This window comes from Acidovorax sp. (assembly GCF_046314175.1).
Lineage (GTDB): Bacteria > Pseudomonadota > Gammaproteobacteria > Burkholderiales > Burkholderiaceae_C > Acidovorax.
This window is the reverse complement of record NZ_JBKBXG010000001.1, coordinates 84024-106761: the sequence shown is the minus strand read 5'-3', so window position 1 is coordinate 106761 and position 22738 is coordinate 84024. Positions and strand designations below refer to the sequence as shown.

Below are 22738 nucleotides of genomic sequence, written 5' to 3'. Positions count from 1 at the left end.
TGTTGCGGGCGACATGAAAAACACCATGCCCTCGCGCGCCCCTGCTGACGTTTTTGAAGCCATGCATGACCTGATGCACACCTACCGGGCGCACATGGTGCGCGCCATGGCGTCGGTCCACCCCGAGCTGACGCTGAACGAGGTGCGCGCCCTCTCGTTCGTGGGCCGCCACCCCGGCGCCACGCAGAAGGAACTGGTGCAGCACAGCGGCGCCGACAAGGCGCAGGTGGCGCGCATGGTGGGCATGCTGGAAGACAAGGGCTGGCTGGAGCGCGTGCCCAACGCCGATGACAAGCGCAGCCGCTGTCTGGCCCTGAGCGAACAAGGCGAAGCGGTGTTCAAGGCCATGCGCGCGTCGCGGCAGGCGGTGTCGGCGTCGCTGCTCAAGAGTTGCGACGCCCAGACGCAAGCCCAGCTGTTGGCCCTGCTGGAACAAGTGCGCAGCAACCTGGAGGCGGTGGGTGACGGCCGCCACGCAGGTGGCGACTGCGGTCACTCCGGTCGCCGCTGACCATGACCGGCGGCGCGCGGCGCAGCCAGCCCGAACAGGGGCCGCAGCCAACCCACGCGCCGCACCACGGCCGTCAGCCCCCAGCACACAGCAACCGTGCCAATGGCCAGAACCAGCGGCTCCGCCAACGGGCCGAGGCGCGCAGGGGCCAACCAGACCATCAGCACGATGATCGCCGTCTGGTGCAGCATGTACCAGGGATAGACCGACTCGTTGGCCCAGCGCAGCCAGGGCCAGGGCTTGTTGAGCCGGTGGTGCGCCCAGCCCAGGATGGCCACCAGCGCGGCCCAAGCGTAACCATCCGCCAGCACACGCAGGGGCAGCCGGGCTGCCGGCACGCCATGGCGCTGTGCCAGGCCCTGCAACCCCAGGGTCAAGGCGCCCAGCACCACGGCCAGAACCAGCGTGCGCCAGCGCAGGCGCACCAGCTCGGCCCACAAGCCCGTGTCCAGGCCGACCCAGTAGCCATAGACAAACAGTGTGAAGTACACCGCGTGCAGCCAGCCGTCGTGGACCAGGTCCCGCGTGGGCGGAAAGTGCGGCCACAGCAGCACCGAATACAGCGCCAGGGGCAGCACGGGCAGCAGCACCAGCGCGGCTCCGCGCAGGCCGGTGAACGCCCGGCACACACGTTGACCCGCGGCGGATTCGGCCAGGGGCAGCAGCGCCGCCAGCACCAGGGTGTACACCCACAGGTAGGCCAAAAACCACAGGTGGTTCCAGGTCACGCCCGCCTCCCAGCCGTCAAACGCGCCCGCAGGCCAGCGACTGCCCGCGTAGTAGCGCAACAGAAAGTCGCCAAATCCCGGCGCGATGAGCCCGTTGGCCACGCCCTGCGCGTACGGCTGGTAGGGCACGACCATCGCCATGCCAAAGGCCAGGGGCAGCAGTAGCCGCTTGCTGCGCAACCTGACCAACCCGGGCACCGTCTGCCCCCGCCGCACCAGCCCGAACGCCAGCCCGGAGATGAGGAACACCAGGTCCATGCGCCACAGGTTCAGCGCACGCATGGGCGTCTGCAGCCACGGGGCCGCGTGCGGGCTTTTGAGGTGCCAGTGCCAGTCGGCCACGTAGTACATGGCTAGGTGGTAGACGATGACGAGACCAAAGGCCAGAGCCCGCAGCGCATCGATGTCGTAGCGGCGGGATGAAATGGGAACAGCGGGAAGTGAGGGCATGGCGGGCACCAACCAAGTAACGCAGAAGCCCCCATGTTCTGGCCGCACCCCTTGCCGCAGCGCCCCCGGGGGACGGGCCGAGGCGCCCCTGGGACCAGCGGCGGGCAGCAGGGACGAAACCGCCGCGCCCCGGACGCCACCACGCCCACCCTGCCCTGCCTACACTTGCCACCCATGACCGCTCCCGCGCCCACCTGGATCGACCGCTACCCCCATGACCGCGCCCTGCAGCGCCGGGCGGTGATCGGCTTCTGGGCCATCGTGCTGACGCTGCAGGTGGTCTTCAACACCATGGTGACCTGGGTCGATTTGCGCAGTGTGGGCCGCACGGTGGCCGCCTGGGAACCGCTGTGGTGGGAGGTGTCGAGCACCCTCATCGTGGCCGCACTGATCCCGGCCGTGGTGGCGTTTGAGCGCCGGTTCCCGTTGCGCAGGGATACCTTGGGGCGCCACCTGCCCTGGCATGTGCTGGCCAGCATGGCGTACTGCACGGTGCACGTGGCGGGCATGCTGGCGCTGCGGCACGCGGGGTATGCGGCGGTGGGCCAGAGCTACCAGCCAGCCGACTGGTGGGCGCAGTGGGGGTACGAATACCTGAAGGACGTGCGCAGCTATGCGCTGACCGTGAGCGCGCTGGTGGGTTACCGGTTTTTGCTGCTGCGCCTGCAGGGCGAGGCCCGCATGCTGGATGCGCCCGAGCCCCCCGTACGGCCAGAGCCGCCGCCCACGCAGCCCCAGCCCACCGAGCCGCCCCAACCACAGAGCAAGCCCGGCGGCACGACGGCGGCACCTGTGCCACCACGCCCTGAGCGCTTTCTGGTGCGCAAGCTGCGCAGCGAATTCCTCATCGCCGCGAGCGACATCGCCTGGCTGCAGGCCGAGGCCAACTATGTGGGCCTGCATGTCAACGGGCACGACTACCTGTTGCGATCCACCCTCACCGACTTCTTGACGCAGCTCGACCCCACGCGTTTTGTGCGCGTGCACCGCAGCTACGCCGTCAACCTGGATGCCATCGCCGAAATCGAACCGCTGGACAGCGGTGACGCACGCCTGCGCATGCGGGATGGCAGCACGGTGCCCTGCAGCCGGCGCTACCGCAATGCACTGGTGCCCGGTGGCACAGACATCTCCGACATCTAAGAATCCGAAAAATAACAGTCAAATTGGCCTCTAGCGCTTATCTATCAAGCGCTGACAGCTATTAATTAGTGAGCAGCCAGACCAAACAAGCTGCCGCATCAACGCCCCTGCAGCACCCGCACCGCCTGCGGCAGCGACTGCACGTCGGGCATGAAATGGTCGATGGTGGCGCCCAACACCACCGCGCAGACCAGCGCGCCCAGCAGGGGTTTCCAGGTCAGGCGCACGGCGGCGGTCAGCCAGCCCTGGCGCTCCACGCCCACGGCCGCGCGCGCGGTGGCCACCGAGAAAGCCAGCTCCACCGCCACCGTCAGCAGCACATCCCACCCAAAAAACAGCATGGCCAGCGACCCGGCGCCAAAGATCAACGCGGCGCCGATCAGGAAGATGGCCACCACCGGCACGACCACCACCGCGCCCTCATCGGAGCTGCCAATGGCATCGGCCGCGCCGCTGGCCAGGTCGCCCAAGGCGCTTGAGTCACTGCCGGCGCTGCTGCTCCCGCCCGAATCCGCGTTGGACAGGCCCGATGTCCACCCCCCACCAAAGTCGCCCGATGCGCCCCCGCCGCCAAAGTCGCCGCCACCTGTACGGGGCAGGGGCATCTGGCCGCCACCGCCACCACTGCTGGTTCCGCCCCCGGACGAGTTGCCGCTGGGCCAGAGGTCGGGCAGGTCTCCGCCGCCGCTGTCGCCCGATGACTCCCGCCGACGCACCAGCCGCGAGGCCCAGGCGCGCAGCACCAGCAGATACGCCAGATAGCCCACGCTCAGCGTGACCAGGTAGCGCAGCGCCAACGTATCCACCCCCAGCACCATCTGCACATGGGATGTGCACCACATCAGCAGCAAGGTGAAGCTGCCGATCAGCATCCCGTGCAGGCGAAGGCTGTAGCGCTGCTGCAGCGTGCGGGCCACAGGGTGGTGCGGCATGCGCACAGAGCGCCAGTTGGAGGTGTTCTTCTTGCGGGCGCGGTCGCTGGGTGTGGAGGCCATGGATGAGACGCTGGAATGAAGGGGCGCGCTGGCCGACAACACGATCGGCCCGAATCAACCCGACCCGTCCGGATCCGTCCTAGTCGGCCAGCGCTGCGCCATTTCACACCAGTTTGCACTGCGCCAGCGTCCCGCAACACGTGTGCTGCGTGAACTTGCGGGCAGACCGGGTCAGCCGTTGCCGTCCACCGACACCGGCACACGCTGGGCCAGTGCCGTCAGCAGCTCCCAGCTGACAGTGCCCGCAGCGCCGGCCACCTCGTCCACACCCAGCACCGTGCCATTGCTGGCCTGGCCCCACAGCGTGACTTCGGAGCCAAACCCGGCCGCCACACCCGCCTGCTGCAGCGGCGTGAGGTCCACCGTCACCATGTCCATGCTGACCCGCCCCACCAGCTGCGTGCGTACGCCGTTGACCAGCACGGGCGTGCCGGTGTCGCAGTGGCGCGGGTAGCCGTCGGCATAGCCACAGGCCGCCACGCCGATGGTGAGCGGCGCGTCGGCGACAAAGCGCGAGCCGTAGCCCACGGTGTCGCCCGCTTGCAGCTGCTGCGTTGCAATCAGCCGGGTCGACAGCGTCATGGTGGGCTGCAGGCCCCAGTGGCTGGCGGTGTGCTCCGGGTAATCCGGCGCGCTGCCATACATCACGATGCCGGACCGCACCCAGTCGGCACGCACCCCGGCAGCGCTCGCGTGGCGCAGGATGGCGGCGCTATTGCTCAGCGTGCGCTCGCCCGGCAGGTCTTCGGCCGCCGTGGTGAAGGCGGCCATCTGGTGCGCGATGCCGCGCGGACCGTCGGCGTCGCTGAAGTGGGTCATGAACGAGATCTCATCGACCTGGGGCAGCGCATTGAGCCGCGCCCAGGCACTGCGGTAGCGCTGGGGCGTGAAGCCCAGGCGGTTCATGCCCGAGTTCATTTTGAGGAACACGCGGTGCGGCACCTGCGTCTTGTGGGCGGCCAGCATGTCGATCTGCTCGTCGCAGTGCACGGCGTGCCACAGGCCCAGGCGCGAGCACAGTTCCAGGTCGCGCGGCTCGAACACGCCCTCCAGCAGCAGGATGGGGCCGCGCCAGCCCAGTTGGCGCACGCGCTCGGCCTCGGCCAGGTCCAGCAGCGCAAAGCCGTCGGCGCCGCGCAGGCCCTCGAACGCGCGCTCGATGCCGTGGCCATACGCGTTGGCCTTGACCACCGCCCAGACCTTGGCGTCCGGAACCGCCTGGCGGACCCGGGTAAGGTTGTGGTGCAGTGCGGCGGTGTGGATGGTGGCGTGAATGGGACGGGGCATGGAGAAGGACCAGGTCGATGTCGGTGAAGTACCGGGGGAATACGCGGAGGATTCTGGCACTGTGGCCGTTTATCCGCGTGATATAACCGCCTGTCCCTCGCTACGATTCCTCACATTTAACAGGGCATCAGCCGAACTGATGCACCCCACAGCCATTCGATGAAGCGCGGTTTTTACACCATCATGTCGGCGCAGTTTTTCAGCTCGCTGGCCGACAACGCACTCTTCGTCGCTGCCGTTGAACTGTTGCGCACAGGGGGAGCCCCCGAATGGCAAAGCGCTGCGCTGGTGCCCATGTTCGCGCTGTTTTATGTGGTGCTCGCCCCGTTTGTAGGGGCGTTCGCCGACGCACTGCCCAAGGGCCAGGTCATGTTCGTCAGCAACGCCATCAAGGTGATGGGCTGCCTGATGATGCTGTTTGGCTCCCACCCCCTCATCGCATATGCCGTAGTGGGGCTGGGCGCAGCGGCCTACTCGCCCGCCAAGTACGGCATCCTGACCGAGCTGCTGCCTGCATCGCAGCTGGTCAAGGCCAACGGCTGGATCGAGGGCCTCACCATCGCGTCGATCATTCTGGGCGTGCTGCTGGGGGGGCAGCTGGTGGGACCGTACCTGTCGGGCCTGCTGCTCAGTATTGACATCCCGCTGGTGGACACCGGGGTGGCTACCCCCGCCGAAGCAGCCATTGCCGCACTGATCCTGGTGTATGCACTGGCTGCCTGGTTCAACACCCGCATCCCGCACACCGGGGTCGAAATGCGCCCGCTGCGCGCAGACCCGTCGCGCAGTGTGGCGTCCAACGCGTTCAGTCTGCTGCCCGACTTCTGGACCTGCAACGGCCGCCTGTGGCGCGACAAGCTGGGCCAGATCTCGCTGGCCACCACCACGCTGTTCTGGGGCGCGGGCGGCAACCTCAAATTCATCGTGCTGGCCTGGGCCGCCGTCGCGCTGGGCTACAACACCACCCAGGCGTCGGCGCTGACCGGCGTGGTGGCCATTGGCACCGCAGTGGGCGCCGTGGTGGCGTCGATGCGCATGCGCTTGGACATGGCCACCAAGGTCATCCCGCTGGGCATTGGTATGGGCCTGTTGCTGATCTTGATGGTGTTCATCAGCAACATCTGGGTCGCTATTCCTTTCCTCATCCTGCTGGGCGGCCTGGGCGGCTATCTGGTAGTGCCCATGAACGCACTGCTGCAGCACCGCGGCCACAACCTCATGGGCGCAGGCCGCTCGATTGCGGTGCAGAACTTCAACGAGCAGGCGTGCATCCTGGGCCTGGGCGCGTTCTACAGCCTGTCGCTCAAGTTCGGGCTGTCGGTGTTTGGCGCCATCATCACGTTTGGCCTGGTGGTGGCGGGCATCATGTGGATCATTCGCCGCTGGCACCAGCAAAACTGCATTCACCACACCGACGAAGTCAATCACCTGCTGCAGATTGCGCGGCACGATACGCACCACTGAATCCCCCTGAGTCGCCTTCGGCGCCTTCCCCCTGAGGGGGACGCACCCGGTGGCCTGGCAGAGCCAGTTCCACGGGAAGGATTGGTAACCCCCTGAGCGGCTGCGCCGCTTCCCCCGGGGGGACGCACCCTGTGGCCCGGCAAAGCCGGTTCCACGGGTGCACTGGTAGGGGAACGTGCCCGTTTCGGCTGCAGCGTTGCAGGTTGCAGATCGCTTCATAATTGATAGCTATCAGCGCATATATATCAAGCGCCAGAGCCTTTTTTTACTCTCAATGCATTCCCCCCTGCCCTTCGCCGCCCTGCTGTTCAACGCTTTCGTCTGGGGCCTGGCGTGGTGGCCGTTTCAGCGCATGCACCAGGCGGGGCTGCACCCGCTGTGGGCCACCGCCTGCATGTACGCGGTGGTGCTGCTGGCGCTGCTGGTCTGGCGGCCGGGCATCTGGCGGCAGGTGTGTGCGCACCCGCAGCTGTGGGTGCTGGCGTTGGCGTCGGGCCTGAACAACGTCGCGTTCAACTGGGCCGTGACGATTGGCGATGTGGTGCGCGTGATCTTATTGTTCTATTTGATGCCCGCCTGGGCGGTGCTGCTGGCGTGGCGCGTTCTGGGCGAGCGCCCCACCCCGGCCGCGCTGCTGCGCCTGGCCCTGGCCTTTGCGGGGGTGGTGCTGGTGCTGCTGCCCGAGGGTGCGCCTGCTGCGCGCCTGTGGCAGAACCTGTCGCTAGCCGATGCGCTGGCGCTGCTGGGCGGCTTCATGTTTGCGCTCACCAATGTCACGCTGCGGCGCCTGCACGCCGTGCCGGGGCCAGCGCGCATGGTCACCATGTTTGGCGGGTGCATGCTGATGGCGCTGGCAGTGGCAGGCATCGGGTTGCAGGTGGGTGTGGTGGAGCCGTTCCCGGCAATGAACAGCACCTGGGTCATCACCGGCCTGTTGCTGGCGGTGTTGCTGATGCTGGGCAACTGGGCGCTGCAGTTCGGCGCGGCCCGGCTGGCGGCGGGCACCACGGCGCTGGTCATGCTGTCCGAGGTCCTGTTTGCCAGCGTGTCGTCGGCCCTGATGGGCGCATCTGCCTTGGGCACCCGCACTGTGCTGGGCGGGGCGCTGATCCTGCTGGCGTCTTTGCTGGCCGCGCTGCAGTTTCGCCGCCCTGGCGCCAGCGCGCACTGAGTGATACGCCCGCAGCACGTGCCCTTGAAGGGTACCCGCTACCATGGGAGCGTCATCTCAACCCAGGAGCTTTCTCATGCCCACCAGCATCTACGACTTTGAAGCCCAGCAGATGAACGGGCAGACCGTGCCCCTGTCGCAGTACAAGGACAAGGTGCTGCTCATTGTGAACACCGCCAGCGCCTGCGGCTTCACGCCCCAGTTTGGCGGCCTGGAAGAGCTGCACAAACAGTACGCCGACAAGGGCCTGGTGGTGCTGGGTTTCCCCTGCAACCAGTTTGGCCGCCAGGACCCGGGCAGCAACGACGAGATCGCCAGCTTCTGCCAGCTGAACTACGGCGTGAGCTTTCCGATGATGGCCAAGATCGACGTCAACGGCGCCAACGCCTCGCCCCTGTACAAGTGGCTTTCCGCCGAAGCCCCCGGCCTGCTGGGCAGCAAGGCCATCAAATGGAACTTCACCAAGTTCCTCGTCAGCAAGGACGGTCACGTCATCCGCCGCTATGCACCGCAAGATGCGCCCAAGAAGCTGGCGGGGGATATTGAGGCGGCGCTGGCTTGAGAGACTGAGCTGATGCGTGGTGGTGCCATTGGCGCACCCTCCACGCGAACCGCGTCAGGGCCACTTACCCAGGTTTCTGACGCAACAAACACCCCGTATCTGTTGTGATTTGTTAAAGGTGATGCAAGCGGTTGCCAAACGCTGCCCCTGAAGCCAAACAGTAAAAATCTGCGGCGACACTCGCTGTCGTTTCAGGGTGACTCCAGATCACCCTCTCGCTTATTTCGCTGCTCGGGGGAGATTCCTTTTGACATCTGCACCTGCCCTGCGGGCATTTTTGCTCGCATCGCTGCTGGCGTGTGCCTGGCCTACACAGGCTGCTGGCGACTTCATCACCGTGGCTGCCGCCCAATGCAGGGCCGCAGCCACGGACACCCCGCTGCCTGCGGACATGGAGCCGTACCGCGCTGCAACCAAAGTCTGCAGCCTATCGCGCCCCTCTCAACAGCCACAGATCCGGCTGATCACCGTCTTCACTGACGATCACTACAAGAACCTCCCCGCCAATGCGCCGTGGGAGAACTTCCCGCTGCCCGTGTTGGTGGATGCGGCTGGGCGGTGCGTGGGGCGTCTCCCGCATCTTTTTCCGGTGGACCCACCGCAGGAGCTGGTCGTAAGCGCTGGCCGATGGCGGCGCGGCGTGCCTCATGAACTGCGACTGAAAGTGCTGTCGCCTGCGGTGGGTGGCAACTACCGCTTGCCCAGCCTGCGCTGGAACGCCAAGGCACAGGCCTACCAGACCCCTTCATCTCCCACGTCCAACCCAACCCCTACAGAGGACAAGACCCCGTGCCCGTAGACGCCAACTCTGTCAGCAAACTCAAGCAGGCCTGCGACGCCGCGTATGACCTGCATCCACACTCGTGCAGCCATGCGGTGTGGCATGTCGTCAAGCAGTACCTGCCCAACCAGCCGTGGATGAACGCCAACGCGCTCATTGAGCACCTGCGTGGGCAGGCGCACTGGAAGGTGGTTGCGTCCGGTCAGGTCGGCCGCCTCGCCCGCGAAGGCGTGCTGGTGGTGGGCGGCAAAACCGAATCCTCCAACGGCCACGTGATCGTGGTGTACCCCGGCGGCGACATCCCTGCTGGCGGCTACAGCTACACCAAGAACGGCAAGACCGAAACCCTGCGCACGCGTGGCAGCTACGCACCCGCCATGTCCACGTCTCTGGGTTCGTGGCCCGGCGCCATGAGCAAGGGCGACAAAACCATCTGGGACCCCTGGGCGAACGACGCCAAGTTTGTTCAGGTCACTTTCTGGCAGCTGTCGCAGTAGCGAAGGGCACGGCGCGGCCCGGTTTGGTTCGACGGCTGGCATGGGCGCTGGCGCGTCATGTCATGCCATTGCCATCACAGCTCGTCGCGCCAACTCCGCAATCATCATCACCAACCTCAAGCAATCCACCATGTTCAAACCTCTTACCCTGTCTCTGAGCCTGTTTGTCGCTGCCCTGTTGCTGGCGGGATGTGCCGGAACACCTGCTGCGTCTTCTGACGAAACCACCGCAGCCACCCCCTCGGCGCCCGCCGAAGTCGCCCCAGCCCCCACACCCGCGCCACCACCAGAACCTGTTGCCGAGCAACCCCGCCTGCCCGACGACGGCATCGTTGCCGAGTTCGGCCCCACGCAGGTCAAGCTGTCGCCAGAAACCCTGGCCCTGCTGGCACGGCTTGCAGAAACGCGCCAAGCCGATGAGCGCCTGGAGATCACCGGCTACTGCCACCGCAAAGACGCCCCCGTCGACGCAAAAGACATCGCCCTGATGCGCGCCATGGCCGCCCGCAACGAACTCGTGCGCCTGGGGGTGCCTGCCAAAACGATTCGGGTGAAGTTCAACACGATGCAGGCATTGCATGCAGTGAAGATCGTGGCGAAGTGAGATGCCGCTGCGGGAGCGCACCTCTGCTGCACACCGTGCCGCGCTTGCTGCTCCTTCCTGATGCACCCTTTTTGAGGCGATCTTCGAAGCGCTCCTATGCGGTTGTGATTCGATTTTTTTGAAGCTCCAATGACTGACGCAAACAACAATATTTCTCGACTTGATTCCAACCTGAGCGACAAGTGGAAGTTCCGATTTGATTTTTTTGAGAAGCACGGCGTTCCGGGTCTCGGGGCTCCGTCACCCGCGTTTCAAGCAGCGATCAAGCAGTTGCACTGGAAGGACCGCATCAAGGTCGGCATGAATTTCTACGCATTTTTCTTCTCGTTCATCTACCTCTTGGTGCTGGGCTTGTGGCGCCAGGCAATCCTCTTGGTCAGCGCTGGGCTGGCTCTGGGGTTCATCGGGGGCATGCTGGGCATCCCCGACAGCGTGATGAATGGCTTAGGCGTTGGGCTGACCATGGCCTGTGGCGTCCGCGTGAACGCGCTGTACTACCAAAAGAAGGTTCTGGGGCGCGAAGACTGGCGGGTGTGACCCGGGTCGTGGCAACGCAAAAGCACTGGCTGGCACTGACCGTCGTGCTAACCCTGGGCTGGTTCAGCTTGGCCACAACGGTGTACGCGGCTGAAACAGCCCGCCTCCCGAGTGGGATGGCGCTTTCACCAGACCTGCCACTGCGGCAAGTTTCTGCGGCTGAATTTCGCGGTACGGGGTTGGCGTCTGTCTTCAAAGGACAAGATGACGAAGACGCGGAGTTCGCACTGGCTGAAATAGTGCCGCCGTGGCACGTTTCGTGGATCTTTAAGCTTTTTCCAGAACTCTCGATGGAATTTGCGGAGGAGCACATCGAGGCCGGGTTGCGAAAGCAGCTTGGCCTGGGACCGGACTCCTCGGTCACCACCACGCTGGTGGAAATGTCTGGGTTTCCAGGCGTGTTCTTCGAGATCGCCCGATCCGAAGCGCCAAGCCCTGTATCTGAGACGAGCGGGCGAGCAGAAGACTTTCGTGCAGCGCAAAAGGTCGCAGGCTATGCCTTCCTCATCGACGGGCGGTTCGCCATCGCAACCTGCTGGAGCCGCAGCAGCACCCAGGAGCTGCCCGTCCAAGTATTCGATTCGATCCAGATGCCCTACGAGCGCGAACAGGGAAACGCCGAAGCACAATTTCGCGTGGTGTGTATTGGCTCAGGGTTGCTGGTATTGGCTGCGTTGGGCCTGGTGCTCGCCTGCATTGTTGTGATCGACAAGTCGCTGCGCAAGCGCAAGTTGCGGCGAATGGCACACGGCTGACTTACGCAGAAACGAGTTGCCAGCGACTGTGCGGTGGGAGCTCCTGCTGTGGCTGTAGAAAGTATTGGACCTGGGTTGTCGGCGCTCCCGCTCCGGTTGAGGATTAATTTGCCGGGGCCCACTCCCATGACCATTGCAGGTGATCGCGGGCACGCTGTCCTGCTTGCCTTGCGCGTGGTCTCTTCCCAATGGGTATGCTGCTGCCGATTCTGGTTCTATGCCCCCTATTCCATCAATAGGCGCCAGTGCGGATAACGGCCGACTCGGAGATGTAAATGCTGGTTTGCTGTGCTGGCGCTCTCGCAGCAGTCGCATGCCGCCTCCTACGTGAATACGGTGGCGCCAAAGCTGCTCGCGATGCGCCTACCTTGCGCGCTTCCGTCACCGCGCTGATCGTCGTTGGCGGTAGTGCTGTTTTGTCTGACTACATATGCACTTTCTGGTCATGCCGTAAAAGCTGTCAAATTGGCTTGACACCTTTAAATGCAGAGAATCTATCGAACTCGCCCCCGTTTATCTGAATGAATTTCAGAGCTTCCTCCAGGGATTCAAACCTCTCAATTTTCGCATCACTTTCAGAATCTTCCATCACATCCATCTGATCACAAGGGATGGAGAAAAAATAGCAAATGTACTCACCCTCACTTTTTTTTATCGCATACTCCAAGAAATAATTAATATTATTTATTATTTTCTCAACCGAATAGCCCCTTGTTTTTCCGGAATTTATATTCTCGATGTTTTTTTCTGATAGCAAATTAATCTCCAATATCAATTCTCACCATTTTTCCATCCGCCTTTTTTATGTTGACATGTGGCTTTGACCCGTGCCCGTTCCCCTTGGGATCGCTGTGTCCATATACCCTTCCAGTTTTAGAGTCGATAGGATAATCTTTGCGATAACGCACTTGCCCATCATTTTTCTTGAATTGCTCCATTTTCCGTTGCTTTCGAATTCCTTGCGCATCTTGCGAACCGATACCTCTGACTTTTTGTGCACCTGGAAATGCTGCTTTTACCAATTCGTCAGCCTCTTTTTTGGTCTTTACATTGACTGTCGTTCCATTTCCGCCATTACGCAGTGCAGCAATTTTTTTGTTGCATGGCGACCAACCCCAAGGATCAATCCACAAGACAGGATTCGGTGCATATTGATGCAGGTTGATTCCGCCATTGAGCCCAATCGGGTCTGGCGTCGTAAACGCCCCCAGGTCCGCGTCGTAGTACCTGAACGTGTTGTAGTGCAGCCCCGTCTCTCTGTCCAGGTACTGCCCCTGCATCCGCAGGTTCTGCTGCAGTGATGCGGTCTGGCTTGCCAGATGCTGCTGGGGTCGGCCAGTCGTGTCAAAGCTCTGCCATTCCTCCCGGATCGTGCTGCCCCACGTGGTGTACTGAGCTTGCCACACCAAGTTGCCGCTGTTGTCGCTCAGCTCTTCCGGTAGCCCATTGGGCTGGGTGTGGAAGTAATACACCTGCGCTGTGTGAGCCCCTGTTGCGACGGTTGCTGCGTCAGCTTTTGCAGAGGTATGGGTTGGCCCATCATTGGCTGCAGTTGCAATGTTGAACCGGTCGCTCCAACCCGGGTTGGTCGTGGGCACGCTGCCCCGCTTGCCTTGTTCTGCGTCTCCGCCAAGGGCATGCGCCGCCGCCGGGTGCGGCTCCACTTCGCCGCTTCCATCAATGCGCGCCAGCGGCACGTAGCTTCCTGGCTCGTAGATGTAGGTGCTGGTCTGCGCGCCTCTGCTTTCCTGCAGTAGCCGCATCCCCTCCCACGTGAACACTGTCGTGCCGAAGCTGTCTGTCTTGGCAATGCGCCTGCCCAGCGCATCGTATTGGTAGCTAAAGAGCTGACTCTGCGGTTGGCCGTCTTTGCCCGCTCGCACCACTGCCACTTGCGTCAGCCTGTGCTGTTGGTCGTAGCGGTAGTGCTGCTCCGTATGGCTGCCGATGCGCTTTCTGATCAGGCGGCCAAAGCCGTCGTAGTCGTAGCGCTTGTCCTGCAGGACCTTGACTCGGTTGTTTTGTACCCAGCCTCTGCCCTGGGTGCTGAGGTTGCTTTCCTCCAGCGCGCTGATGCGGTTGCCTGCCAGGTCGTAGTGGAACTGTTCGTTGCGCCCTGTCTGGGTGGTGTGCGTGATGCGCCCGTCTTGGTCGTAGCGGTGATTCGTCTGGCCTTGCTGGCTATGTTCGGCGCTGGTGAGCTCGCCGTTCTTGTCGTAGCCATAGCGCTTGAGCAGGGTGTCTTCGGGGTTGTGGCGCTGCAGGCGTTGGCTCCAGTCGGCGCTGTGTGGGCTCCAACCGGCGCTGGCATGCCGGTCGTTACCGATGCCGTAGCCCACGCGCAGCATGGCGGGGCGAACCCAGGTGGCGGCTTTGCGGCCTACCGGGTCGTATGCGAAGCGGCTTGCCAGACGCCCCTGGGTGCGCAGCACTTCGCGGTGCAGGTCATCGCGTTCGATGTCGGCAAGCACGGCGCCGTCCAGGTTGATCTGGTGCAGGTGGCCGCTGCCGTAGTACAGGTGGTTGAGGGTGCGGCCATCGGGCAACTGGGTGGCAATGCGGTTGCCCAGGGCGTCATACTGGTGGTGAAGGGTGCTGCTGTGCAGTTGTCCCTGCACGCTGTGCTCCGCAGATTCTTGCAGTACCTGGCCCAGTTTGTCGTATTGCCAGGTGTGTTGGGACTGCACTTCGCCCTGAGGACTGATCTGCTGGGCCTGTTGCAGGTCGCCTGCAGGGGTATAGCGGTATTCCAGCCGCGTCTGAAGCACTGGCGCCTGGGCTTCGGCCGTGCCGGTTCCGGCGCCCGGCGTATAAATGTTCTTCTGGATGAGCTGGCCTGCCGCATCGCGCACCAGTTGAGTGTGGATGGGCTGCACGTCTGCGTGCCCGGGCACAGCATCGCCCTGGCCCAGGGGCATGGGGTGTTCGGTGACGCCGATGACCTGGCCTGCTGCGTCGTGGTGCAGCACGTGGCGGGTACCGTCGATGCGGGTCTCCATCACCAAATGGCCAGCCGCGTCGTAGGCGAATTGGTAGGCCTGGCGGTTTTCGTTGACGAGCGCGGCGAGGCGCCTTGCAGCGTCGTAGCCCAGCTGGATGTTGCTACTCAGGCTGCCTACTGTTTTGCTGCGCCCGGTGAGTTGGCCGCGCAGGTTGTAGCTGTAGCTGGTGCTGTGGCCCAGCGCGTCGACGGCCAGCACGCATTGGCCTGCCCCGTCGTACCGGTAGCCGTGTTTGCTGCCATCTGCCAAGGTGATTTGAAGCAAACGCCCGTAGGCGTCGTGTTCAAAGGCGGTTGCTTGACCCACAGCGTCAATTTCTTGGCAGAGGTAGCCTCGCCTGTCGTAGACATATCGAGTGGTTTTGCCACTGCAGTCCGTGTAGCTGGTGAGCAAGCCGCGTACGTCCCAGGTGAGCTGCTTGCGTCCGCCATGGGCATCTGTGATGACAACTGGCAAACCATGCTCATCATTGGCGTACCGGGTGGTATTTCCCAGAGGGTCGATTTCGGTCGTCAGGTTGCCATCGTTGTCGTAGTGATACCGCCAACTGGCGCCTGCTGCGTCGCTGGTGGCAAGAAGCAGGCTGGCGGGGGCGGGGCTCCATTGACTGCTCTCGGTACGCCCCAGCGCGTCTGTTGTTTGGACCAGATTGCCTGCCTCGTCATACGCGTAGGTGGTGGTGTGGCCGAGTGGGTCAGTCTGGCTCAGCAGTTGCTTGGTGTCGCTCCAGGTTTGGGTGTGCGTTTGGCCTAAAGCATCTGTGTAGGTTGTGATTTCGTAATCACTATTCCATGCCCAGATGCGTCTACGACTTGGGGCACCTTCGCCGGAGCCCATGCGCTCCACCACCGTGGTCGTTCGCCCTGCCAAATCGTATAGGAATTGGTAGTGCTCCCCGTCGTCTGTCCAGTGCTCCACCACACGGGCATGAGGGCCTGGCCTGTTTCCCACGTCTTGGGGAAAAACCTGCCAGCGGTAATTGCACGTCAAACCCGAGGGAAGCCGATGCTGCGCCATCAGCCCGGACGAATACTCAAACAGGCGTCGAACCTGACCGTTGCGTCCAATGACTTCGATCAGCTGTCCTTGGCTGTCATAGCGATACCGCGCCAGTACCTCTGGCAGCTCGGGCGTTCCGGTGTCAGCACCCGTCACCAAGCGAATTTGCGATAGCTGCCGCGCCGCCGCGGAATAGTCGAACGCGACCAAGCGACCCGTGCTGTCTGCAAGATGGGCCAGTCGATTCAACTCGTCATAGCGCAACGCCTGGAAGTTGCCGTTGCGGTCTTCCACGCGCTGAAGTCGCAGTATGGCCCTCCCGCCGGGGCCCGCAGCTTCAGCGGCGGCGGACTTTCCGAACCACTGATGCAGACCGTCGGGCAGCACAACGGCGTAGTCGCCGCCCTCGCTGCACAACACCGCCAGACCTTCCGGTACGCTGAAGTAACTCTCGCCCGGCGGGGGCGTCGGAAACTCGATATCGCGGCCATCGTCGCCGTAGTAAGTAACGGTGGGCAGCCCTTGCGCATCAGCGCCAAAATGCAATTCCGCCGTGTAGGGGCTGCTCCAGCCTGCGCCGAAATGGCCTTGTGACCGCACGTCAAGGCTGTTGTATACGCGCTGAAAAACCACGGGCAGCCGACCGGGAAGTACAAAGTCCAGGTCTTCATCCCCTGCGAGTAACTTGGCTCCTGTGGCGATGTGCACCGGGTTCGCTACTATGTCAGCGATGGCATTCAGGGTCATCCCAGCCTGGCCCACTTGCACCAGGCACTTGATGTTCTGCAGCACAGCCCGAGGGTTCTTAACGAGACTCGTCAGGCACTTGAGGCTTTTGAAGCTCTTGTAGGTCCCATATACCCAGAGCGCTCCACGCAGAAACGCGCTGCCTTCAGGGTCGAACTTCCGAACTGTTGCTGGCGGGCCGCCGATAAAAACATTGGGGGAGCCATCGTGGATATACGCGCCGCACTCAACCTTGTCATCTTTTCTGGCGGCGAGGGCGTGGTTAATAAGCGTTTGCTCAGAGCGATCTGCGGCTCCCTGCGCAATGAAGTTGGTCGGGCGGCTGTAATGTTTGCTGCACAGCACGCTGTCCAGCGGCATTTGGTCGGTGGCACGCGCCGCCTTCTTGCCATTGATCTTGACGTTCTCGGAGCCTGTGATGATCTTGCCGGTAATCTCCGGTGGAAACAGCGAATCCGCTAGCGCCGTGCCCAATGCTTCGCCTGCCTGCATGCCGTAGTGCGTGCCCGCAAGCGTTGCCGCAGCCACGATGACCGGCGCAGCAGGCGCGGCAAAGCCGCCCGTGATGGCAGTCAACCCTGCAGCGACAGCGCCCCCAATGGCGCCACCGACAAAACCACCCACGATGCCGCCGCCGATCGCACCCCCCATTTGCAGCAGCATGCGGGCATTTGCGCTCGTGTGCGCAATCGGGTCGTCAATGCGTGCAGCGGCGGGATAAGAGCTCATGAAGTGAGTGGTGCGCGAAAGCGGTTGAATCGGAGTTGGCAGTGGGGCAGCCGAGGCAAGAACCCTTGCCATGTAGAACATGGCTCAATGCAGCACGAATGCGCTACTTTCTAATGGGGCTTGAAACTGGAATGGATGGCGCGCCACTGGGCCAGTTGGGTATCCGAGAGAGGCGCCTGAGCGGCCGCCGTCATCACGACGACCTTGCCGGTGGCGCCCAGCAGGTAGCCGATCTGCCGCTGGTAAACCATGGCGCCATCCTGTTTGAACTGCACTGCATATTCAACGGCCCTCAATTCCCCCGACAAGGGGTCCTTCTGCCCACGTCGGTCACTGATCTCCGTCTTGCTGAACTGCTGGCCAAGCATCTGCAACTGGCGGTCCACCAGTTGCTCGAACGTTTCCCCAGGCTCAAGCCGCGACCGGGTCACCACCACGTTAAATCCCAGCCCGCTCTGGTCCGCGAGCAGCAGGTTGATGCTGTTGTCTTGCATGCCATCGGGGACGTTGAACGATCCCTCGTTGATTTGGTAGTGCATCGAATTTCCGATTCAGTTTCAGTTGAGTTCAGATTGCAAACGTCCGCTGCGAAGCGCAGCACGCTACGGACAATTGAGCTGTATCGGCGCCCCGTGCACATCCAGCAATTCACTCAGCTTGATCAGCCCGTTCTTGCCCTTGATGACCACCTCCCCCTTGTCGGTGAGCTTGAGCGACGCGACGCCCTCGCCTTCGCCAATCGTTAAGGTGATGCTTTCGCCCGCTTGCAAACGAATGTGTTTGGCGGCCTTTACCAGCACCGAGTCCTTGGTGGCCTGGATGTTGACGTTCTGATCGCCCACGACGGTGGCGGTGTCTTGCTTGGACGCCAGCGTAATGTTCTGCTGCGCGGTGAGGTTCATGTTCCCGGTCTGGGCCTCAGAGGCAATATCACCGCTGGCCACGGTGTTGCGCTGACCGCCTTCGGACACGTGCGTCAGCATGCCGCCTTTGACAAGCTGCGTGAGCTGCGCGCCGCTGGACAGCGTGATGTGCTGCTTGGCATGCATCGACGCGCTCTGCCCCGAGCTCAGCACGATCGGCTTGGGACTGATCATCGAATGCCCCTCCGGACTGACGATGGAGACGACGGGCTTGCTGATGTCCTTGGATAGTTCGCGCAGCGCCTGCGACTGCGGCATGGCCGGGTCGGTATTGGTAGGCATCAATGTTTCTGCCCCGCCTCCTCCTCCGCCACCCGCAAGCGCGGCAATGGCCGCCGCAGCTTTGGACAACGTGGCCATCGCGGCCTTACCTCCTGTCATCGCTGCAATTCCAGAGCTCAGTTCCATCATGTGCGAGGTTTTGAGGCCATTAATGGCTTCAATGGCGCTGTTCATGGCGGACACCGCCGCTCCAGCCTCCTCCATCAAGGACGCGGTGTTCGCCAAGCCCTCGCCCAGGCCGTCAAACCCATCCGGGTTCTCATGCGCAACCTTCTGCTTGAAGTCCTGCGTATAGGTCGTGATCAACAACCCCTTGTCCGCCCGAATGGCCCCCCACTCATTGGTGCGCAGCTCAAAGCCATAGCTGCGCTTGGCCTCGGTACCCTGGTTCATCAGGTAACCCATGTGCAGATGGGTATTGCCGTGGTCGGTGGACAGCTCGATGTGCTCGATACCCTTTTGGTCTTCAAACCGCAGCATGTGCTTGCCGCCGCCGCCCTTGCTCCAGTTGGTCTGAAAGCCGGACTGCGTCTTGTGCTTGGGCAACTCCCACGGTGGCATCTGGTCGGCGTTGTAGACGCGGCCGGTGATGATGGGGTAGTCGGGGTCGCCGTTGAGGAAGTCGACGATGACCTCTTGGCCGATGCGGGGCGTGAAGATGCCGCCGTAGCGCGCACCGGCCCAAGGGTGCGATACGCGGATCCAGCAGCTGGAGTTTTCGTCCATGGCGCCAATGCGGTCCCAGTGGAACTGCACTTTCACGCGGCCGAATTTGTCGGTCCAGATTTCTTCGCCGGGCGGCCCTACCACCACTGCCGTTTGTGGGCCCTGGCTGCGGGGCTTAGGGGTGACGCGCGCGGGCGTAAAAGGCAGGCTGGTGGGCTGGGCCTTGAGCACCAGGCGCTGAATGGAGCCGATCTCGTCCTTGGTGGTCTTGGGCGTGGGTTTGGCCACGCTACTGACCTCGGGGTTCTCCTGGAAGTGGTACTGCACCGAGGTGATGAGGTACTGCTGGTTCTGGTCGCCGCGGGGGTAGTTCTCAAGGTTGAAGGTGTAGCCGGGGGTCAGCGCTCGGCAGTTGGATTTGCCCTGCACCACGCTTTGCTTGGTGAGGTTTTCCTGCAGCCGCACCCGCACATAGGCTTCGCCGTCGCCATATTCGGTGTAACCGCCGGGCCATTCATAAATCTCGTGGCTGTCGTGCGCATGGCCCGGGGGGTCTTTGCGCATATTCGACAAATCGGCTTTGGGTTTTTTGAAATCGTAGTCGTCGTTGTAGTGGCGGCCGGACTTGATTTCTTCAGCCAGCTCCCAGGCAGATACACATTCGCGGTCGGATATTGCTGCCTTTTCAGGCGGGTAGAAGGGGATGGACGCGGCACCGGGCAAGGGGCTGTGCGACGCCACGATGTCGTCCGCCAGCGTCAGCACATGCTGGCCTGCAGAGTGCTGGTGGTAATAGTAAATGCCCTCATGTTCCATGAGGCGAGAAACAAACTGGCAGTCTGTTTCGTTGTATTGAACGCAGTAATCCCAGGTTCTGTAACTGCGGTTGAGTTTTTTATCCAGCGGGTGGCCATATTTGGCCAAAACCTCTTCAATGATTTCCGGTACGGTTTTGTTCTGGAATATCTTGAAATCGCTTTTGCGGGTGGCCAGCCATAACCAGGGGCTCAGACGCGCCCGGTACGAAAACATGCGGTGGTCCTGCCCCTGCATGCCAAACCGGGTGACGATGCCGTCGATGTACCGCTTGCCCCCGCCTTCCGTCTCCACCACCACCGTGGCGTTTTTGCCCAGTAGCGCCTTGGGATCAATGCTTTTGCTCTCGCTGAGCAGGTCCACATCGAGCGTGAAAAGCTGGCTGATTTCTTCGGTGCCCTGGAGCTGCCGGAATTTAAGCTGGTCGCCCAGGGGCGTTTCTATGGTGACGCGACGGTTCATGTGCTGCAGACTGTCTGGCCGGTTAGTGCAAATTGGTGGGCATGATAGCGGCCAGCCCTGCATTTTCCGGTGACAACAAGCACCATTAACTCAACGAAATTACCGCAAAAAGTAACTTCGGTTACCAATCAGGAATTTTCGAGACGTTTTGCAACATTCTCATAATATTTGATGGTTTTATGCGGTGTGGCCTACATAGCCCTGCAACCATTTCTAACTGGCGTTAAGGGTGGCCTGCATAACCCTCTCACGTCGGTGGTAGTGCGTATAGCCCGAGGCCGTGCTATCACAGACCGCTGGGAGCTATTGCAGTCCATCCCTAAACCAGCCGCATGACGTCAAAATAGCCGCCCAACGTGGTGCACAGCACCAGCAGCCAGGCAAATCCGGCCACGCCCACCAACACCACGAGACGCCAATACCGTTTTCGCCACGCCCAATGGGCCAGCAAGCCGATAAAGCCCAGCGCAGGTGTGGGCAAGGCCCAGGTGCGCCAGTGGGTCGCCCAGTCGCTGGCCTGGGCCAAAGCCGCCAACTGTATGTAGCTGGCCCCCAGCCCCGCCAGCAGCAACGCTGCGGCTGCGGCCACAACGGCGCTGCGCGCAGCGATGCCCCAGCGCTGCATCGCGCAACTGCTGGCCCATTGGCGCGCATTGCCAAGCACCACACCGGCATAGAGCCAGGCCGCTGTCATGGCGAAAGCCAATGTGTGCTGCCACGCTGATGGGTAGATCAGTCCTTCATACCCTCCGCCCATCGCCATGGTCTTGAGCGAATAGAACGCGCCGTCGTCGGTGGGGAACTGCCACGCGTTGTCTCCTACATGCACCAGCGTCCAGAATGCGCACGCAACCACTACATGGCCGATGGCACGCAACGAGCCCGGGTGCACGGCGCGACCGAGCAACACCAGCCCCACAGCCAGTGCGGTGCCCACCAGTTCAGCAACGGGCGAGAAGCTGATGCCCATCGGCCCTCCCATGGACACTGCCCGATTCAGCCCTATGGTGACGAACACACCCAACAGGGCACCTGCGGCGCCGAGTCCAACGGCAAAAACGGACCGCATCAATGAGCGAAACACTGCACGTGCATCATGGCGCAGCGACCTGGACGGGGTGCGTAGCCGATACCTCTGGCGGGCATTGCGCCATCTCCGCCTCCACCTTGCGCAGCAAATCCGCCAGCGTCTTGCCTTCTTCGTGTTGGAACTGCTCGTCCAGCACCGCCACATTCACGATGCGGTCGATGCGAAAGCCCCGGAAGTCACTGCGCAGCTCGCACCAGGCGGATAGTGTCCAGACCTTGCCCCAGTAAAAGCAGCCCAGCGGGCGCAGGCGGCGCACGGTGGGGCGGCCGTGGACGTCGGCGTAGTCGATGTGCACCACATGGCGGCTGTGCACGGCCTCGCGCAGCGTCTGCAACGTGGCCTGCGCGCGCGGGTCCAGGCCCACGGCCGGGGCATACAGAGCCTGTGCCTCGGCGGCTGCGCGCGCTGCGGGAGGCAGCACCGACAGGATCTTGCCCAGGGCGCCTTCCACCTCGCGCGCCAAGCCTGCGTCCAGCCACGCCTGCGCCAGCCGGGCGGCGGCGACCAGGGCGTTGGCCTCGCCCTGGCTGAACATCAGCGGGGGCAGGTCAAACCCTGCGCCCAGGCGGTAACCTACGCCGGCCTCGCCCTCGATGGGCACGCCCTGGCGCTGCAGGTCGGCCACGTCGCGGTAGATGGTGCGGGGGGACACCTCCAGCCGCTCGGCCAGAAAGGCGGCGGTGGACAGCCGGCGCCCGCGGATGAGCTGCACGATCTGGAACAGGCGGTCAGCACGGCGCATTGCGGGCTTTGAAATTTGGGTGTTTTTGGCCTTTAGCGCTTATCTCATAAGCGCTAGCAGCTATCAATATTGACATATTCATCGATGCACCATTGAGCACGGTGTCGGCCCCAACGTGCACTGAGTCACGTCATCCGCCCACGATACCAATGTGGATCGCTACCTGGTCCGGGCCGCTGTAGGCCTCAAAGTCGGTGCCAAAGCGGCGTTGCACATGGGGATTGTCGGCAAAGTAGCGCCAGATCTCCCCCCAGGTGTCGATCACCATCTGCGGCATCGGCCCCTGGCCGCGAAACACCAGGTAGTTGCCCGCCTGTATGGAAACCACGCGCACGGCATCGGATGTGTTGCCAGCGTCGCTGCCGTCTCGGGCTGGGCGGCACGGAACACCGGCCGTCACCTCAAAGGTGCCGTACTGGTCGGATTCATACGCGCTGTAGACGCCGTAGATGAGGCCGTCCTGGCCCGCAGCAGGCAGGTTGCGTTCCCAACTCTGGCTGAAAAAGCGGTCCCACAGCCCACCGATGCGCGCGGTGGCGGGGTCCAACTCGTCACTGTTGCGGGTGCGGACGGAAACACCGACCACATCAAAAGCCGGGACTTGAACAGGAAGAGGAACGGAAACAGGGGACAACATCTGCATGGCGGACTCTCTCAATCAGTGAAACACGGTGGTTCGGTGAGAGAGGGATGCTGCCGCCAGGCTACTGACAACCTGGTGTCAGTAGCGTGCGGCCGTGCCCACAAATCCAATGCAGGGCGTGGCACAAATGCCCATGGCGGTTATGGGCGCCT

Annotated in this window: 20 protein-coding genes; 10 read left to right on the top strand and 10 right to left on the bottom strand. The window is 62.8% G+C overall.

Annotation, left to right across the window (positions count from 1 at the left end; genetic code table 11):
- Positions 1-13: 13 nt before the first annotated feature.
- Entirely contained in the window at positions 14-511 is a 498-nt protein-coding gene (locus ACK4OE_RS00450; RefSeq protein ID WP_409882297.1) for a MarR family winged helix-turn-helix transcriptional regulator, read from the top strand.
- Here the strand turns inward: ACK4OE_RS00450 and ACK4OE_RS00445 are convergent.
- Complete coding sequence (locus ACK4OE_RS00445) at positions 493-1689, bottom strand: acyltransferase family protein (RefSeq protein ID WP_409882296.1); 1197 nt, start codon at positions 1687-1689, stop codon at positions 493-495. The two genes, ACK4OE_RS00450 and ACK4OE_RS00445, sit on opposite strands and share 19 nt — an antisense overlap.
- Positions 1690-1863: 174 nt before the next feature.
- Here ACK4OE_RS00445 and ACK4OE_RS00440 point away from each other — a divergent pair, with 174 nt between their 5' ends.
- Positions 1864-2832 carry a LytTR family DNA-binding domain-containing protein gene (locus ACK4OE_RS00440; protein ID WP_409882294.1) on the top strand — a complete coding sequence of 323 codons (969 nt, stop codon included), beginning with the start codon at positions 1864-1866 and terminating at the stop codon, positions 2830-2832.
- A gap of 98 nt (positions 2833-2930) precedes the next feature.
- Here the strand turns inward: ACK4OE_RS00440 and ACK4OE_RS00435 are convergent, their stop codons facing one another.
- Together ACK4OE_RS00435 and alr are read right to left on the bottom strand one after the other, a co-directional pair.
- Positions 2931-3827 carry a hypothetical protein gene (locus tag ACK4OE_RS00435; RefSeq protein WP_409882293.1) on the bottom strand — a complete coding sequence of 299 codons (897 nt, stop codon included), beginning with the start codon at positions 3825-3827 and terminating at the stop codon, positions 2931-2933.
- 171 nt (positions 3828-3998) lie between these two features.
- Positions 3999-5114, bottom strand: a complete 1116-nt coding sequence (alr, locus tag ACK4OE_RS00430; protein ID WP_409882292.1) for an alanine racemase — start codon at positions 5112-5114, stop codon at positions 3999-4001.
- A gap of 159 nt (positions 5115-5273) precedes the next feature.
- On the opposite strand from alr, the gene lplT reads away from it, so the two are divergent.
- The 8 genes from lplT to ACK4OE_RS00390 all read left to right on the top strand — a co-directional run bounded on the left by lplT (position 5274) and on the right by ACK4OE_RS00390 (position 11485).
- Entirely contained in the window at positions 5274-6578 is a 1305-nt protein-coding gene (gene lplT / locus ACK4OE_RS00425; RefSeq protein ID WP_409882291.1) for a lysophospholipid transporter LplT, read from the top strand.
- Between the two features lie 274 nt (positions 6579-6852).
- Entirely contained in the window at positions 6853-7749 is an 897-nt protein-coding gene (locus ACK4OE_RS00420) for a DMT family transporter (RefSeq protein WP_409882290.1), read from the top strand.
- 76 nt (positions 7750-7825) lie between these two features.
- Positions 7826-8311, top strand: coding sequence for a glutathione peroxidase (locus ACK4OE_RS00415; protein WP_409882288.1), 486 nt, complete (start codon positions 7826-7828; stop codon positions 8309-8311).
- A 247-nt stretch (positions 8312-8558) separates the two neighbouring features.
- Entirely contained in the window at positions 8559-9110 is a 552-nt protein-coding gene (locus ACK4OE_RS00410) for a hypothetical protein (protein WP_409882286.1), read from the top strand.
- Positions 9101-9589: a hypothetical protein gene (locus ACK4OE_RS00405; RefSeq protein WP_409882285.1), complete on the top strand. Its 489-nt coding sequence runs from the start codon at positions 9101-9103 to the stop codon at positions 9587-9589. Before ACK4OE_RS00410 ends, ACK4OE_RS00405 begins: the two co-directional genes overlap by 10 nt.
- Positions 9590-9719: 130 nt before the next feature.
- Positions 9720-10193: an OmpA family protein gene (locus ACK4OE_RS00400; RefSeq protein WP_409882283.1), complete on the top strand. Its 474-nt coding sequence runs from the start codon at positions 9720-9722 to the stop codon at positions 10191-10193.
- 129 nt (positions 10194-10322) lie between these two features.
- Entirely contained in the window at positions 10323-10730 is a 408-nt protein-coding gene (locus tag ACK4OE_RS00395) for a DUF2628 domain-containing protein (RefSeq protein ID WP_409882282.1), read from the top strand.
- A gap of 8 nt (positions 10731-10738) precedes the next feature.
- Positions 10739-11485, top strand: a complete 747-nt coding sequence (locus tag ACK4OE_RS00390; RefSeq protein ID WP_409882281.1) for a hypothetical protein — start codon at positions 10739-10741, stop codon at positions 11483-11485.
- A gap of 460 nt (positions 11486-11945) precedes the next feature.
- On the opposite strand, the gene ACK4OE_RS00385 is transcribed toward ACK4OE_RS00390, so the two are convergent.
- The 7 genes from ACK4OE_RS00385 to ACK4OE_RS00355 all read right to left on the bottom strand — a co-directional run bounded on the left by ACK4OE_RS00385 (position 11946) and on the right by ACK4OE_RS00355 (position 22580).
- The gene (locus ACK4OE_RS00385; RefSeq protein WP_409882280.1) at positions 11946-12242 is read right to left on the bottom strand and encodes a hypothetical protein; all 297 of its coding nucleotides are present in this window, start codon (positions 12240-12242) and stop codon (positions 11946-11948) included.
- A gap of 1 nt (position 12243) precedes the next feature.
- Positions 12244-16962 (bottom strand): RHS repeat-associated core domain-containing protein, encoded by a 4719-nt coding sequence (locus ACK4OE_RS00380; RefSeq protein WP_409882279.1) that lies wholly within the window; start codon positions 16960-16962, stop codon positions 12244-12246.
- 110 nt (positions 16963-17072) lie between these two features.
- Complete coding sequence (locus ACK4OE_RS00375) at positions 17073-17501, bottom strand: DcrB-related protein (protein ID WP_409882278.1); 429 nt, start codon at positions 17499-17501, stop codon at positions 17073-17075.
- Between the two features lie 63 nt (positions 17502-17564).
- Positions 17565-20111 (bottom strand): type VI secretion system tip protein TssI/VgrG, encoded by a 2547-nt coding sequence (gene tssI / locus ACK4OE_RS00370; RefSeq protein ID WP_409882277.1) that lies wholly within the window; start codon positions 20109-20111, stop codon positions 17565-17567.
- Between the two features lie 319 nt (positions 20112-20430).
- Positions 20431-21180 (bottom strand): hypothetical protein, encoded by a 750-nt coding sequence (locus tag ACK4OE_RS00365; protein WP_409882276.1) that lies wholly within the window; start codon positions 21178-21180, stop codon positions 20431-20433.
- Between the two features lie 25 nt (positions 21181-21205).
- Entirely contained in the window at positions 21206-21943 is a 738-nt protein-coding gene (locus ACK4OE_RS00360; RefSeq protein WP_409882274.1) for a helix-turn-helix transcriptional regulator, read from the bottom strand.
- Between the two features lie 130 nt (positions 21944-22073).
- Positions 22074-22580, bottom strand: a complete 507-nt coding sequence (locus ACK4OE_RS00355) for a GyrI-like domain-containing protein (protein ID WP_409882363.1) — start codon at positions 22578-22580, stop codon at positions 22074-22076.
- Positions 22581-22738: the final 158 nt, after the last annotated feature.